10 protein-coding genes are annotated in these 13,909 nt (G+C 65.0%); 4 read left to right on the forward strand and 6 right to left on the reverse strand.

The window, feature by feature from the left end; all coding sequences use genetic code 11:
• Positions 1-12: 12 nt before the first annotated feature.
• From MF6396_RS16420 to MF6396_RS16440, 5 genes are all read right to left on the reverse strand, one after another.
• Entirely contained in the window at positions 13-5,286 is a 5,274-nt protein-coding gene (locus MF6396_RS16420) for a putative Ig domain-containing protein (protein ID WP_078480937.1), read from the reverse strand.
• A gap of 120 nt (positions 5,287-5,406) precedes the next feature.
• Complete coding sequence (locus MF6396_RS16425; RefSeq protein ID WP_058540207.1) at positions 5,407-5,952, reverse strand: GNAT family N-acetyltransferase; 546 nt, start codon at positions 5,950-5,952, stop codon at positions 5,407-5,409.
• Positions 5,945-6,484 carry a phage tail protein gene (locus MF6396_RS16430; RefSeq protein ID WP_043861237.1) on the reverse strand — a complete coding sequence of 180 codons (540 nt, stop codon included), beginning with the start codon at positions 6,482-6,484 and terminating at the stop codon, positions 5,945-5,947. Before MF6396_RS16430 ends, MF6396_RS16425 begins: the two co-directional genes overlap by 8 nt.
• Before the next feature lie 35 nt (positions 6,485-6,519).
• Complete coding sequence (locus tag MF6396_RS16435) at positions 6,520-7,077, reverse strand: phage tail protein (RefSeq protein WP_058540206.1); 558 nt, start codon at positions 7,075-7,077, stop codon at positions 6,520-6,522.
• Between the two features lie 29 nt (positions 7,078-7,106).
• Positions 7,107-7,661: a phage tail protein gene (locus MF6396_RS16440; protein ID WP_054914486.1), complete on the reverse strand. Its 555-nt coding sequence runs from the start codon at positions 7,659-7,661 to the stop codon at positions 7,107-7,109.
• Positions 7,662-8,094: 433 nt separating this feature from the next.
• On the opposite strand from MF6396_RS16440, the gene MF6396_RS16445 reads away from it, so the two are divergent.
• Positions 8,095-8,868 (forward strand): ABC transporter ATP-binding protein, encoded by a 774-nt coding sequence (locus MF6396_RS16445; protein WP_078480938.1) that lies wholly within the window; start codon positions 8,095-8,097, stop codon positions 8,866-8,868.
• Between the two features lie 30 nt (positions 8,869-8,898).
• Here MF6396_RS16445 and MF6396_RS16450 read toward each other — a convergent pair whose 3' ends face one another.
• A complete protein-coding gene (locus MF6396_RS16450; RefSeq protein WP_231390587.1) occupies positions 8,899-9,825 on the reverse strand; it encodes a class I SAM-dependent methyltransferase in 927 nt (308 codons plus the stop codon).
• A gap of 259 nt (positions 9,826-10,084) precedes the next feature.
• Here MF6396_RS16450 and MF6396_RS16455 point away from each other — a divergent pair, with 259 nt between their 5' ends.
• The 3 genes from MF6396_RS16455 to MF6396_RS16465 all read left to right on the forward strand — a co-directional run bounded on the left by MF6396_RS16455 (position 10,085) and on the right by MF6396_RS16465 (position 13,648).
• A complete protein-coding gene (locus MF6396_RS16455; protein ID WP_177346330.1) occupies positions 10,085-11,425 on the forward strand; it encodes a diguanylate cyclase in 1,341 nt (446 codons plus the stop codon).
• A 58-nt stretch (positions 11,426-11,483) separates the two neighbouring features.
• Positions 11,484-12,560 carry a hypothetical protein gene (locus MF6396_RS16460; RefSeq protein ID WP_202971265.1) on the forward strand — a complete coding sequence of 359 codons (1,077 nt, stop codon included), beginning with the start codon at positions 11,484-11,486 and terminating at the stop codon, positions 12,558-12,560.
• Between the two features lie 188 nt (positions 12,561-12,748).
• The gene (locus MF6396_RS16465) at positions 12,749-13,648 is read left to right on the forward strand and encodes a proline iminopeptidase-family hydrolase (RefSeq protein ID WP_161493040.1); all 900 of its coding nucleotides are present in this window, start codon (positions 12,749-12,751) and stop codon (positions 13,646-13,648) included.
• Positions 13,649-13,909: the final 261 nt, after the last annotated feature.

Consider the following 13,909-nt stretch of genomic DNA (forward strand, 5'->3'; position numbering starts at 1 on the left):
CCAGGGCAGGGGTCAGAAGCGCCCGTCCAGGCCGATGCGGAACATCTCGTTGCGCTCGTCGGTGGCCAGCGCGGTCTTGTACGAGAAGCCCAGGCGCCAGCTCTGGCTGAGGCTGAAGTCCAGGCCCAGGTCCAGGTCGACGAAGTTGCTGTCCATCGGGTCGGGTGACAGGCGATACAGCACGCCGTCGTTGGTCTGGTCGGTGTAGCGCATGCGGTAGTCGTCGCTGTGGCTGAAGTTGTGACCCCACGCCAGCCCGACCCGCGGCGTGAGCACGCCGGCGCCGGTCTGGATGTCGTAGCCGCTGCGCACGCCCAGGAACGAGGTGAAGGTCCGCTGGCGCTGTTGTTCGTACGACAGCCCGTAGATACCGCCGCCCCGTTCGCTGAAGTCGTCCAGCTTGGTGAAGCTGGCGTTCAGCCGTGTGTACGGCGCCAGCGACAGGGCGCCTTCGCGGTACTCGTAGCTGGCGGTCAGCGAGGCGAACAGCTGGTCGGCGTCGCGCGAGCCATGGGCATAGCCGTTGGACGGGTCGGCAGTGACGTAGCGGCGCGAGTCGAAGCGGATGCGGTTGTAGCCCAGCAGTGCATCGATGTAGATCTCCGACAGCGGGTTGACGCTCAGGTACGCCGCCAGGCCCAGGGCGTCGGCCTCGCTGCGGGTGTCCTGCTCGCCGATGTCGGCGCGGTCGTTGCCGTAGCCAAAACCGATGCCCACCACGGCCCTTGGCGACAGGCGATAGTCGACGCCGGCGCTCAGTCCGTAGGTGACGAAGCTGTTGTCCTTGGCGCCGCGTGCGCGGTTGGAACCGGTGTTGATGAAGCCATCGGTCCAGTAGGCCACGGCCTCTTCGACGCACTCGCCGGAGGTGGCGCGGGCGGTGTCGCGCTGTTTGCGACGGGTGTCGTCCGCGTCCTCGTCGTCATTGCCCTTGCCGTTGCCTTCGAGCTCGTCGCGCAGCGCCTTGCCCAGGCTGCCCAGGCCGAGGTTGTCGCGGCCATGTTGAACGTTGGCGTTGAACGCGTTGCGGTCACAGGTAGGGCGGTGCAGTTGCTCCAGGCGCCGGTTGAAGTTGTCCATCTGGGTGCTGGCAAAACGATCCGCTGCGCGCGATTGCGCGTTGAGCAGGCCGATCACTTCGGCGTCCTTGCTGGGGTCGGGACGTGCCTGCACGCTGAAGGTCACGGTGCCGGTCGCGCTGGCACCGCTGGTGCTCTCCAGGCTGAAGGTGACCACTGCTGTGCCGGCAAAGGCAGCGGCAGGCACGAAGCGCAGGTTGAAACCGGACAGGGCGGCACGCGCTGCTCGCGCAGGGGCCATCGATGTCAGGCTGGCATGCCCGGCTGACGCTGGGCTCAACGACAGCACGCGGGCGCGCAGGAACGGCCCTCCGGTGGCCCCACGGGTAAGGTCGACGCTGGCGACAGCACCGGGGCTGAGCGCCTCGCTGGATGACACCACGGTGACCACCTGGGCGGCGATCGCCAGGGTAATGCTGCGGCTGCCGGTGGCGCCGTTGGCGTCGGTGGCGGTAACGGTCAGCGTGGCGTTGGCGGCCTCGGTCGGCGTGCCGCTGATCACCCCGGTCGCCGGGTCGAGCTGCAGGCCATTGGGCAGGCTGCCGGCGCCGATGGCGTAGCTGTACGGCGCCATCCCGCCGCTGGCACCCAGGCCGAAGCTGTAGGCGCTGCCCACGGTGCCTGGCGGCAGTGGGCCGGAGGCCGGGCTCATTACCAGCGTCGGTGGGGTGATGGTGAGGCTCACCGTGGCGGCTGCCGAGGTGCCGCCCGGGCCGGTGGCGGTGTAGGTGAAGCTGTCAATGCCCGAGTAACCGGCAGTCGGGGTGTAGCTGATGCGGGTGCCACTGACCTGCGCAGTACCGTGCTGTGGGTTGCTGGCCACGGCCACGCTGGTGACCGGGGCACTGCCCAGGCTCAGGGTCAGCGGGTTGTTGCTGCTGTTGGCGGCCACACTGGCCGACACGTTGCCGACCACGGGCGCCTGTGCCACGACTGTCAGGCTCAGCGTACGGCTGCCGGTGGCACCGTTGGCATCGGTGGCGGTAACGGTCAGCGTGGCGTTGGCGGCCTCGGTCGGCGTGCCGCTGATCACCCCGGTCGAGGTGTTGAGTGTCAACCCATTGGGCAGACTGCCGCCGATGGCATAGCTGTACGGCGCCATCCCGCCGCTGGCACCCAGGCCGAAGCTGTAGGCGGTGCCCACGGTGCCTGGCGGCAGCGAGCCTGACGCTGGGCTTAGCACCAAGGTTGGCGGGGTAACGGTAACGCTCACCGTGGCAGGTGCCGAGGTGCCGCCCGGGCCGGTGGCGGTGTAGGTGAAGCTGTCAATGCCCGAGTAACCGGCAGTCGGGGTGTAGGTGATGCTGGTGCCACTGACCTGCGCAGTACCGTGTTGTGGGTTGCTGGCCACGGCCACGCTGGTGACCGGGGCACTGCCCAGGCTCAGGGTCAGCGGGTTGTTGCTGCTGTTGGCGGCCACACTGGCCGACACGTTGCCGACCACGGGCGCCTGCGCCACAACTGTCAGGCTCAGCGCCTGGCTTGCCTGGAAATTCTGGCTGTCAGTCACCCTGACGGTAAAGCTGCTGGTGCCGGGTGCGGTTGGCGTACCGGCCAGGCTGCCGGTCGGGGCCAGGGTCATGCCGGACGGCAGGGCGCCCGAAACGATGGTGTAGCTGTACGGCGCGGTGCCGCCACTGGCACTGATGCTGGCCGTGTAGGGCACGTTCTGGGTGGCGTTGGCCAGTGTGGTCGTGCCGATAACCACGGTGGGCGGCGTGATGGCGAGGTTGACGGTGGCAGGCGCCGAAGTCCCCCCCGGGCCGGTGGCGGTATAGGTAAAGCTGTCGACGCCGGCATAGCCTGGGGTCGGGGTATAGGTGAAACCCGTGGCCCCGGTGATGTTGACGGTGCCATGTGCAGGGGGTGTCACCACGGCCAGGCTGGTGGTCGGCCCCCCGCTGAGGCTTGCGCTGATCGTGCTGGCGCCGCTGTTGGCTGCGAGGGTTTGGTTGATATTGGCGGCTACCGGCGCTTGCTGGCCAACCACGAAGGAATAGGGACGCACTCCGGTGAATCTGTTGGTATCACTGGCCCGCACCCCGAAAGTGAACGTACCGGCGGTGGTTGGTGTGCCACTCAGGGTGCCTGTGCTGGTAAGGCTCATTCCTGCAGGCAGCGCGCCGAAGGCGATACCGTAGTCGAAGGGTGCAACCCCACCGCTGGCGCTGATCGACGTGCTGTACCCCGTGCCCACCGTAGCCGCGGGCAAGGTAATCGGCGTGATGTCTATGAAGGGCGTGGCAATGGTGAGGGTATAGGTCTGACTGACGCTGGTGAGGTTGCTGGAGCTGTCGACCGCCGTGACGCTGAAGGTGTAAGTACCGGCTTTGGAGGGGCTTCCGGTCAGGGTACCGGTACTGGAAAGGGCGATTCCGGTCGGTAGGCTGCCACCGTTGATGCTGAAGGTGTAGGGCGCGACACCCCCACTGACGGTGAGCTGTTGGCTGTAGCTGCTGCTGTAAATGGGGGCCGGCAATGTCGCCGGGGTGATGGCCATGCTGCCGGCAACGATGGTCAGTGTATAGCTGCGCGTGCCGGTGTAGCTGAACGCGTCGGTGGCCTTGGCCGTGAAGCTGAAGTTGCCGCTGCTGGTCGGCGTGCCGCTGAGCGTGCCGTTGGATGCCAGGGTCAGGCCGCTGGGCAAGGCTCCAGATGCAAGCGAAAAGGCGTAGGGCGCGTTACCCCCGCTGGCAGCCAGCGAGGTGGTGCTGTAGGCGATACCGGCAGTACCCGCAGGCAGTGATGCAGGGGCGATGCTGATGGTCGGGGAACCGACGGTAACGGTCACGGTCGCCGGGGCAGAGGTGCCTGCACTGTTGGTGGCGGTATAGGTGAAGCTGTCCGTGCCTGCATAACCGACCGTGGGTGTGTAGGTGACGCTGGTGCCGCTGGCCGTTACTGTGCCGTGGCTTGCTGAGGTACTGATGGCCACGCTGCTGGCGACGCCCCCCGAGAGGCTGAGTGTGACAGGGTTCGCGCTGCTGTTGTGGCCGACAGAGGCGCTGACCGGGCCGGCAACCGGCGGTGCAATGTAGGTGAAGGCATTGGTCAACGACGCCGAGCCGGCGGCAGTGGTGACACTCACGTTGACCACGCCGGCGTTGCCGGCCGGGATTGTGGCGGTGATCTGGGTGGGGCTGTTGATGGTCCAGCCGGTTGCCGATACTCCGCCAAAGGTGACGCTGCTGGCGCCGGTCAGGCCGGTGCCCGTGAGGGTCACGCTGGTGCCACCGCCGATGGGGCCTGAGTTGGGGGTGACGGTGTTCAGGGTCGGCACGGCGAGGTAGGTATAGGCATTGACCGAAGTGGCACTGCCCCCCGGCGTGGTGGCCACGACATTGACGGGCCCGGCGGCATGCGCGGGCGCAATGGCGGTGATCGATGTCGAACTGTTGACGGTGAAGCTGCTTGCCGGTGTGCCGCCAAAGGTGAGGCTGGTGGTGCCGGTCAGGCCTGTGCCTGAGATAAACACTTGATTGCCGCCGGTGGTGGCGCCGGAATTGGGCGTAGCGATGGTCAGGGTCGGTACGGCGAGGTAGGTGAAACCATTGGTCAGCGTGCTCGTACCGCTTGCCGTTGTGACCGTCACGTTGACCGGGCCTGCCGTGTAGGCGGGGACGGTGGCGGTTATCGAGGTCGGGGAAACGACGATGATGTTGGTAGCGGGCACACCAGCGAATGTCACGTCGGTGACGCCGACAAAATTGGTGCCGGTCAGGGTCACAGAGGTGCCGCCGATGGCGGGGCCGCTGCCGGGCGATACGGCGGTCAGGGTCAGGGGCGGTGTTGCGCCTGTGACCTTGAGGGTGTAACGGGCCTTGCCCACGACGTCGTTGCTGTCAAGGGCCGAAATCCAGAAATCGTAGTTGCCGATGGCTGTGGGGGTGCCATGCAGGGTGGTGGTCGCACTTCCAGGCGACGTTTCCAGAACCAGACCGGGCGGCAGGCAGTTGGTCGGCATGCTGGTGTCATCCTGGTCACATTCGTACCACTCGAAGATCGGCATGGCGCCGCCGGTGGCGGTGATAGTGAAAGTGTCTATCGGTGTGTTGACCGCCACATCCGGCAGGGCGGTGCCACTGGCGGGGGAAAGGGTCGGGGCGGCACTGGCCTGGCCGCACAGCAGCAGCGAGACGAGCATCAGGCCCAGCAATGCAATGCTGCGGGCCATGCGGTGACGAAGGTCAATCAGGGATCTGTTCATGGGGCTTCCTGCCAGGTAGCGGTATTACTCGCTTGCGGCGCGGGTCAAGAGTCATCGGAACAACCCGTATGCCGTGACTGGCAGTGCGGGTTTTGCAGCGTGGAGGTAACGGCGGCGTGGTCAGGGTTCCATGGGGGCACCCTCGGCACAGGTCTGCGTCAGTGGCCGTTGCATCTGCAGGTACAAGCCCTGCTCGCTAACTACCTCGAAGCCCAGGCGCGCATACAGCCGGCGCGCCGGGTTGAACGGCTCCACACTCAGGGCACAGCGCGTGTGCTGGCCGTCGGCCAGCGCGAGCACCGCAGCCAGCAGGGTGCTGCCCAGCCCCTTGCCCTGCCAGGCAGGCAGCAAGGCGATATCGACCACCCGCACTTCGCTGGCGTCCACCTGCAGGCACAACCTGCCGATCGGTTGCCCCTGGTGCTCCAGCAACAGGAATTCGGCCGAGCGATAGTGCAGGGCGTAGTGGCGTTGCTGCAGCTCGGCTTGGGCGTGCAGAAACGCGACCCGCTGCGCGTCGGTCCACCCTGGTGCGGCACGCACCTCTTCCCAGCGGCGCGTCACGAACAGCGCCCGCAGAAACCCGTCATCCGCCTCGGCCTGCAGGCGCAGGCCGGGAACGAACGACGATGGCAGCAGGCGGGCCAGGCGCTCGAGGCTAGTCATTGCGGATCGGGTACTCCCCTTCGACGCAGATGCAGTACGCCAGCGCCAGGTAGGGTTGCATCAGGTTGCGCTCGATGTTGCCGTTGCCAGTGCCGGCGTCAGTCATGCTGCCTTCGGCCAGCGTCTGCGTGGTGCCCACAGTGTTGTACAGGTTGATGTTGCGTGGCTGGGCCAGGTAGGTGGTGGTGCTCGGGATGTCGACCCTCTGGTCCGGCTCGGTACCATCGCGCGCGGTGAACCCATGGTTGTGTGGCGGGTAGTTCAAGGAATTGAGCGCTACCTTGTCGGCGCCAGCGGTACTGGCGAAGGCTGCGTTTGGCAACCCGGTACCCTGGCCGGCTCCCATCACCACACGACCATTGAGATTGGGCAGCATGAACGTGGTCTTGCCATCGCCGCCGAATCGGTTGCCGATCACCGAAAACAGCACGCTGTACTGCTGGATCAACAACGAACGCCCGTCGCAGGGAAGAAAATTCTGCGGCACGAAACTGTAGGGCAGAAGCCTGATTTCACCATAGAAAGCGTCCATGGAATGCTCTTTCCTTGATTCAGAGAGGGGTGGGCTTACTGCTGCGACGGGTAGATCCCGGCCAGCGCGATGATGTAGTTGAGCGCCATGCTGCCCATCAGGTTGGCATGTGGTTGCCCGCCGCCTGGCGCCACCGACACTGCCGCGGAGTTCAGTGTGACGTTGGGGTTGGTGCCGCCGTTGCTGTACAGCCCCTTGGTCGAGCTTTGCGCGGTGAAGACCCCGAGCGTGCGCGAGGCCGGTGCCTGGGTGTCGACCGGCGAGGCGGCATCGGCCAACTGCGTGCTGGCGTAAAAGGTATGCGAGTGAGCGGGCATGTGTTGCACGCCAATGGTGGTCTGTGCACTGCCCATTGCCTGGCCCAGGTTGCGCTGCGTGAGGCCGGGGCCTGCGCCGGCGCCTACCGGTACCCGGCCGCGCAGGTCGGGCAGGGCGAAGGTGTTGACCCCATCACCGCCATAGGTGGTGCCCAACAGCGTGAACAACACCTGGTTCTGCTGGATCGACAACAGCTGGCCATTGCACAGTGCCCAGTCCTGTGGCTCGTAGTTGCCTGCGAACAGACGGATTTCCCCGATAAAGGCTTCAGACATGGTTCATTCCTTGATGTGAAGGAGCGTGTTCACGGGCGCGGTGGGTAAACGCCAACACTGGCGATGCAGTACTGCAGCACCAGCGAAGGCTGCATGTTGTCCAGGGGCTGTTGGGGTGGCGTGGGCTGAATCGTTGCCGGGTTGAGCGCTTGCTGCTTGCTACTGTCGAACTTGACGTAGGTGCTGCGCGAAGCGACCGGTGGGGTTGCCAGGTTGGCACTGGTGGCCGGGAACGCACCGGCCGGCCCGCTGTTGCCCAGGGCATCGGATACATAGACCTCATGGGTATGCTGGGCGAGTGCGGCGGCGGGCAGTGTTTCTTTCTCGGTGCCGGCTGACTGGCCCTGGGTATGATTGCTCAGGCCGGGGTCAGGGGTGCCGGTGCTGTTCCGGGCCAGCGCGGTGCGCCCGCGCAGGTCAGGCAGGGCAAACAGGTTGTTGCCGGAGCTGCCGAACTGGGTGCCGAGCAAGGAAAACAGTGCAGCGTTGGTTTGGGTGGATAACAGGCGTCCGTCGCACGGCAGCCAACCCTTGGGCACGAAGTTGTACGGGAACAGGCGGATTTCACCCACGAAAGGTTCCATATGAACAAACCTCCATCATGTTTCTCAGGCACCAAAAAAAACCCACTTGCAGGCAAGTGAGTGACAATCACGGCAGAGCTGACTAGCTAGGTAAGGCGGTTATCGATCACGGCTTGTGGCCGTTCCAGCTTCCATCTGCGCTTCTTCATGAGCGTTCCTTCCATGGTTGCGATAACAGGCAGAGGGTCCGGCGAAGCGGCCCTCGGGAGGTGGGTTGATGCTAGGCGAGGTAGTGACGCATTGCCATCACTGAAAATGGGTATTTCGACGATTTTTTTCAAACGATTGTTTGACGCGGGGCGGCTGTCGGTAATCTGGCGCCAGATACGCGTCGCGCCCGGCATTCATGGGCACCTGGCCGTGCCCTGTAGCCAGTGGCTGCGTGCTGTGGAAAGATCCGGGTTCTTTTCCGTGCCGCACTGACGAGCAAGCCATGATCGATTTCCACAATGTCACCGCCTACCAGCAGCACAACCGTGTGCTGGACGGTTTCTCCCTGCACATCGGTGCCGGCGAGAAGGTCGCCATCCTGGGCCCCAACGGGGCCGGCAAAAGCACCCTGCTCAAGCTGATCACCCGCGAGCTGTACCCGGTGGAGCGCGAAGGCAGCCACCTGAAGCTGTTCGGCAGCGACACCGTCAACCTGTGGGCACTGCGCAGTCGCCTGGGGTTCGTGTCCCAGGACCTGCAGGAAGACTACACCCCGCGCACCCAGGCGCTGGATGTGGTGGCGTCGGGCTTTTTCGGCGCCATCGGTGCCCATGGCCATCTGCAGCCCGATGACGAGCAACTGGCGCAGGCGCGTGCGCTGCTGGCCGAGGTGGAAATGGCCGGGTACGAAAGCACCATGTTCCAGCGCCTGTCCACCGGGCAGAAGCGCCGCCTGCTGCTGGCCCGCGCGCTGGTTCACCGGCCCAGTGCGCTGATTCTCGACGAGCCGGCCAACGGCCTGGACATGGGGGCGAGCCTGGGCATGCTGAGGTTGCTGCGCAGCTTCTGCGCCGAGGAGCACGCCATGATCATCACCACCCACCATATCGACGAGATCATCCCGGAGATCGAGCGTGTGGTGCTGCTTAGCCAGGGGCGCATCGTGGCCGACGGGCCCAAGGCCGAGGTGCTGACCAGCGCGGCACTGTCGCAGCTGTACCAGACGCAGCTGCGCATCAGCGAACAGGATGGCTGGTACCGTTGCTGGCACGCCTGAACCGGCCTGCGTGCGGCCGGCTCGGCGGGGTCAGGGCACAGGGTTGATGAACGGGCCGCCGGTGAACTGCACGAACAGCTGGCGGTACTCTTCGTTTTCCGGGTCGATGATCAGTGCCTGACGCAGGAACTCCAGCCCCTCGCGAGCGTTGTCCAGTTGGCAGCTGAGGGCAAAGGCCAGGTACAGGTGATAGGCGTTGAAGAAGTCGAACGACAGCGCCACCTTCACCAGGTGCAGGGCGCCGGTCAGGTCCTGGGCCCGCAGGCGCGTGCCGATCTCGTGATTCAACTGGGCGCCATCCTTGATCATCAGGTTCGCCAGGCCGACCTGCTTGCGCAGTACAACCGTATGGCCGTTGCCGACCTTGGAGTCGGTCTGCTCGACGCTTTCGACCAGCCAGTGCCCCAGCCCGACGTTGTTGATCAGGTTGACGGCCCGCAGCATGCTCTGCAGGGAGAACACCAGGTGATGGCCACGCCACAGGTGCGCGTCGATCGTGCTCATGTCGACGCGCTTTTCGTAGGCGTCGATCATCTGTTCCAGGGTGGTCAGCGCGCGGATACGGTCGGTGGGCTCGGCGTTGCGGTTGGGGAAGATACAGAAGAACACGCCACCGTCCTTCACCACCCGGGATGACTCCACGTAGGCCGCCAGCAGGTTGGGCACATGCTCGATGACGTGGGAAGTGATCAGGTAGTCGAAGGTCTGGTCGGCAAAGGGGATATCCAGGAAGTCGCCCAGCGCGTCGACCCTGGCGGGCTCGGCGTGGTAGTTGGCCTGTTCCTGCTTGTAGTGCGTGTAGTCTTCCAGGTCCTGCGGGTACAGGAATGCCTCGCCATCGCAGGGGGCCAGGTTGATGCAGTCCGGCAGGTAGAACGCATTATGCGCGGCGGCACCGATCTCCAGGCCGCGGCCCTGACAGTATTTGCTGGCCAAGGCCATGCCTTTATGGTTCATCGACGCTTGCTTCCTCTGAAAAAATGCCTTGCGCAGGCTATCGGCAGGGCCGCGCAAGTATTGAGCCGGGTATGCAGCGCTCGCGTTCAAAGACTTCCCGCGCAGCGTGCAATAGAATACCCGGCGGGCGAACCCGGTTGGTTCGTCCAGTGCCGAAGCCTCTTGTGATTCGTGTAGGCATCAGGCTTCTTGCTGAATTGAAAATAGGCCACACATGCCAAGCGTTTCCCCGGAAGTACAAGCCAAAGAATGGCACAGCATGGTTTCCCAGTACCCATGCACGCTGACCCAATCGTTGCAGGGCCTTGTCGAGCGCAACAAGGTCATGCTGGCCGCGCGGTTCTATGAACACATGCTGGCCGACCCCAATGCTTCGCTGATCCTGTCCCACGACGAGGTCAAGAGCCGCCTGGGCAGTTCGATGCAGGCCTGGCTGGTGCGGGTCTATTCGGTGTCGCCCACCGATGACTGCATGCCGCTGGTTGCCCTGCAGAAGCAGGTGGGGGAAGTGCATGCGCGCATCGACGTGCCGCTGCACCTGGTGCTCAGTGGTGCGCGGCACCTGAAGAAGTTGCTGTTCCAGCTGATTCTCGAACAGCAGTGGGCCAGCGAGGCGCAGGCATTGCGCCTGGCCAGCGAAACCATGGACCTGGCCATGGAAATCATGAGCCACGCCTATTCGCGGTCCCATGACCGCAACTCGCGCAACGAGGAAGGCTACCGGCTGTTCTCGGTGCTGCAGAACATCAGCACCGAGCGCGAGCGTCAGCGCGGCGCCTTGCTGGACTGGGAAAACAGCCTGATGTTCGACCTGGCCATGGGCTCCAACGGCGTGAACCTGCCCAGGCTCGCGGCCTCTGATTTCGGCCTGTGGTTCCGTCACAAGGGCGCCTACGCCTTCCAGAACACCAGCGAAAGCGATCAGATCCTGAAGATCATCCGTCACATGGATGACGTGTTGCTGCCCATGTTTCTTGCCTCGATGCACGAGCAGGAGACGCGCATGCGCCTGCTGCGCGACATTCGCGACCAGACCAAGAGCCTGATGTTCAACCTCGACAACCTGTTCAACACTGCCAACGAGCTGGAAAGCGGCCGCGACGTGCTCACACGCATGCTCAACCGCAAGTTCCTGCCGGTGGTGATCGGCAACGAGATCGCCATCGCGCAGAAGACCGGGCAGACGTTTTCGGTGTTCTCGGTGGATATCGACAACTTCAAGTCGATCAACGACAACTTCGGTCACGAAGCCGGCGACGCGATTCTGCAGCAGATCGCCGAGAACCTCAGCAGCCACAGCCGCGCGGGGGACTACGTGTTCCGCATGGGGGGCGAGGAGTTCCTGATGATCCTGGTGGACATCGACAGCGCCAACGCCATGAAGGTGGCGCAGAAGTTGCGGCGCAAGGTCGAAGCGGAAAAGCTGCAACTGACCGAAGGCCGCAGGCACCAGGTCACCGTGAGCATCGGCATGGCCACCTACAACGGCCACCCCGACTACCAGCACCTGCTGCGACAGGCCGACCAGGCCATGTACCAGGCCAAGCAGGGCGGCCGGAACCGGGTGGTGGCGTACGGGGAACTGACCTCGCCGGAGTGACAGACCAAGCCTGATGGAGGCGACGATGCACACGCCAAGGCGCCTATGGCGCAGCGTTATGTGGTTGACAGTGCTGTGGCTGATGGCCAGTGGCGCGCTCGCCGCCGAGCACGGCCACTGCGGGCGCCAGGCCGGCCCGCAGTGCCTGCACAGCTTCGCGTTGCCGGCAGGTGCAGGCCAGATGCATTACTACGCATCGCGCGTGCCAAGGCCCGGCGACCCCCACGGCCCGCAGACGGCACTGCTGATACTGCACGGGCATCCGCGCGATGTCGGGCGCAGCTTCGAGGCCGGCTTGCAGGCGGCACGTGCTGCGGGCCGGTTGCCGCGTACCCTGGTGGTGGCGCCGCTGTATCAGGTGGCGCCGGCGCAGGCCGGGCGTTGCAGCATGCCGGACACGCCCGGCGCTCAACCGGGCGACGCGCTGTGGAGCTGTGCCGGCTGGCTGGCGGGGGCTCCCTCGCTGGGCGCCCATCCGCTTGGCGCCTTTGCGGCACTGGACGCCTTGCTGGGCGAACTGGCCCGGCAGTGGCCGAGCCTGCGCAGTGTGACCCTGGTGGGGTTTTCGGCCGGTGCGCAGATGCTCCAGCACAGCATCGGTTTTGCCGCCGACCCGCCGGCGGGTGTGGCGCTGCGCTATGTGATCGCCGACCCGGGCAGCTGGCTGTACTTCGACCCGGTTCGCCCCGTGCCCCTGCGGGGCGAGCGAACGGTGCCGTGGGAGGTCTGTGGTACGGGGGGCTGCACCTGGCGCTTCGACGTGCCGGCGACGTCTCCGGCCTGTGCCTATGACCACTGGAAGTACGGCACCCAGTCGCTGCCTGGCTATCTGCCGCGTACCGGCGCACAGGCCCGCGCACACTATGCGGCGGCCCAGGTCGATTACCTGGAAGGTGCCCTCGACAGCAGTGCCGACAAGGGCACGTTCTATCCGATTCTCGACAAATCCTGCGCGGCCATGTTGCAGGGGCCTTTCCGATTGCAGCGAGGGCTGGCGTATGCCGCCTATGAACAGGCCGTGCTCAAGCCGCGCACGCCCAGGCGCATGGTCATCGTGCCAGGTTGCGCGCATGACGTGGCCTGTGTACTGGGCGCCGATGCAGCGCGGCCCGTGCTGTTCGCGCCGCCGCCCTGAGCGTGCCGCAGCGCCACGGCAGGTCAGGAAAATAATTCAGGACCAGCCCATTTTTTTTCGCTTGTGCCAGCCCCTTCGTGCCCTAAGACTCGAGCAGGGCGACGACCGCCTGTTCCCGCGTCAGTACCGGGCTTGCGGGTTCGGGGGCGTGCGCCAACAGAATAAAAATCACAAGGTTGGAGGTGCTCGTGAGTGACTACGCTGCTGTGCCAGATGAAAGCGGCCATATCGATGTACCGGGTGGGAAGGTCTGGTACCGGCTCAACCGCTCGGCCAACAGCGGTGCCGTGCCGCTGATCGTGGTGCATGGCGGCCCCGGCAACTCCCATGACTACCTGCTGCCGCTGCTCGAACTGGTGCCTGACCGCAGCGTGGTGCTGTACGACCAGCTCGATTGCGGACGCTCGCAGCGGGTGGGCGACACACGCAACTGGACGCTGGAGCGTTTTACCGACGAGATAGATGCCGTTCGCGAGCACCTGGGCCTGGGCCAGGTGCATCTGTTTGCCAGCTCGTGGGGCTGCAGCATCGCCATCAACTATGCGGCCCGGCAGCCGGCCGGGCTGTGCTCGTTGGCGCTGTCGGGGCCGTTGGTCGATGCCAAGCGCTGGATGGCGGACTGCGAGCGATTGAAGGCGCAGTTGCCCGACCACCTGCAGGCGGTGATGCGCCTGTGCGAGGCGCAGCGCGACTTCACCAGCCCCGAGTACCTGGAGGCGGTCAACGCGTTCTATGTGCGTCACCTGTGCCGCGTGCAGCCCTGGCCGCAGATCGTGGTCGACACGATGGACAATTGCGCGACCGAACTGTACGGCTACATGTGGGGCCCCACCGAGTTCTTCGGCACCGGCACACTGGCGGACCTGGACCTGACCCCGAAGCTGGCGTCGATCGAGGTGCCCACGCTGTTCATGTGCGGGGCCCACGACGAAGGCACCCCCGAATCGGGCCGGGCCTTCGCGGCGATGGTCAGGGGCGCCGAGTTCTGCTGCATACCCGAGGCCTCCCACATGCCGCATATCGAAAACCCCGAACCCTTCTTCAGGCACCTGCGCGCCTTCATTGCCAAGGCGACCCCGCGCACCTGAATGCCGTCGGGTCGATGCACAGCCATGGCGGCACCGCTGGGGATCATTCCGCCGACGACTGATTGCATGCGCAATGGTCGCTTGTTCGCCTGGTGGCCCACTTTGATACTTGCCCCTTGCAGGAAGCAGCCCCGGTACAGCGCACGCAGCCCCTCGCGCGCTGTACCGACCCTTGAAGTCATGGATAAAACTATAAAAAACAAGTCGACCCAGGCCCCTGGCGAAACAGGGGGTTGCGCCTCGACGATCTATTGCTTCGGA

The sequence above is a fragment of the Pseudomonas sp. MF6396 genome (assembly GCF_002018915.1).
Lineage (GTDB): Bacteria > Pseudomonadota > Gammaproteobacteria > Pseudomonadales > Pseudomonadaceae > Aquipseudomonas > Aquipseudomonas palmensis.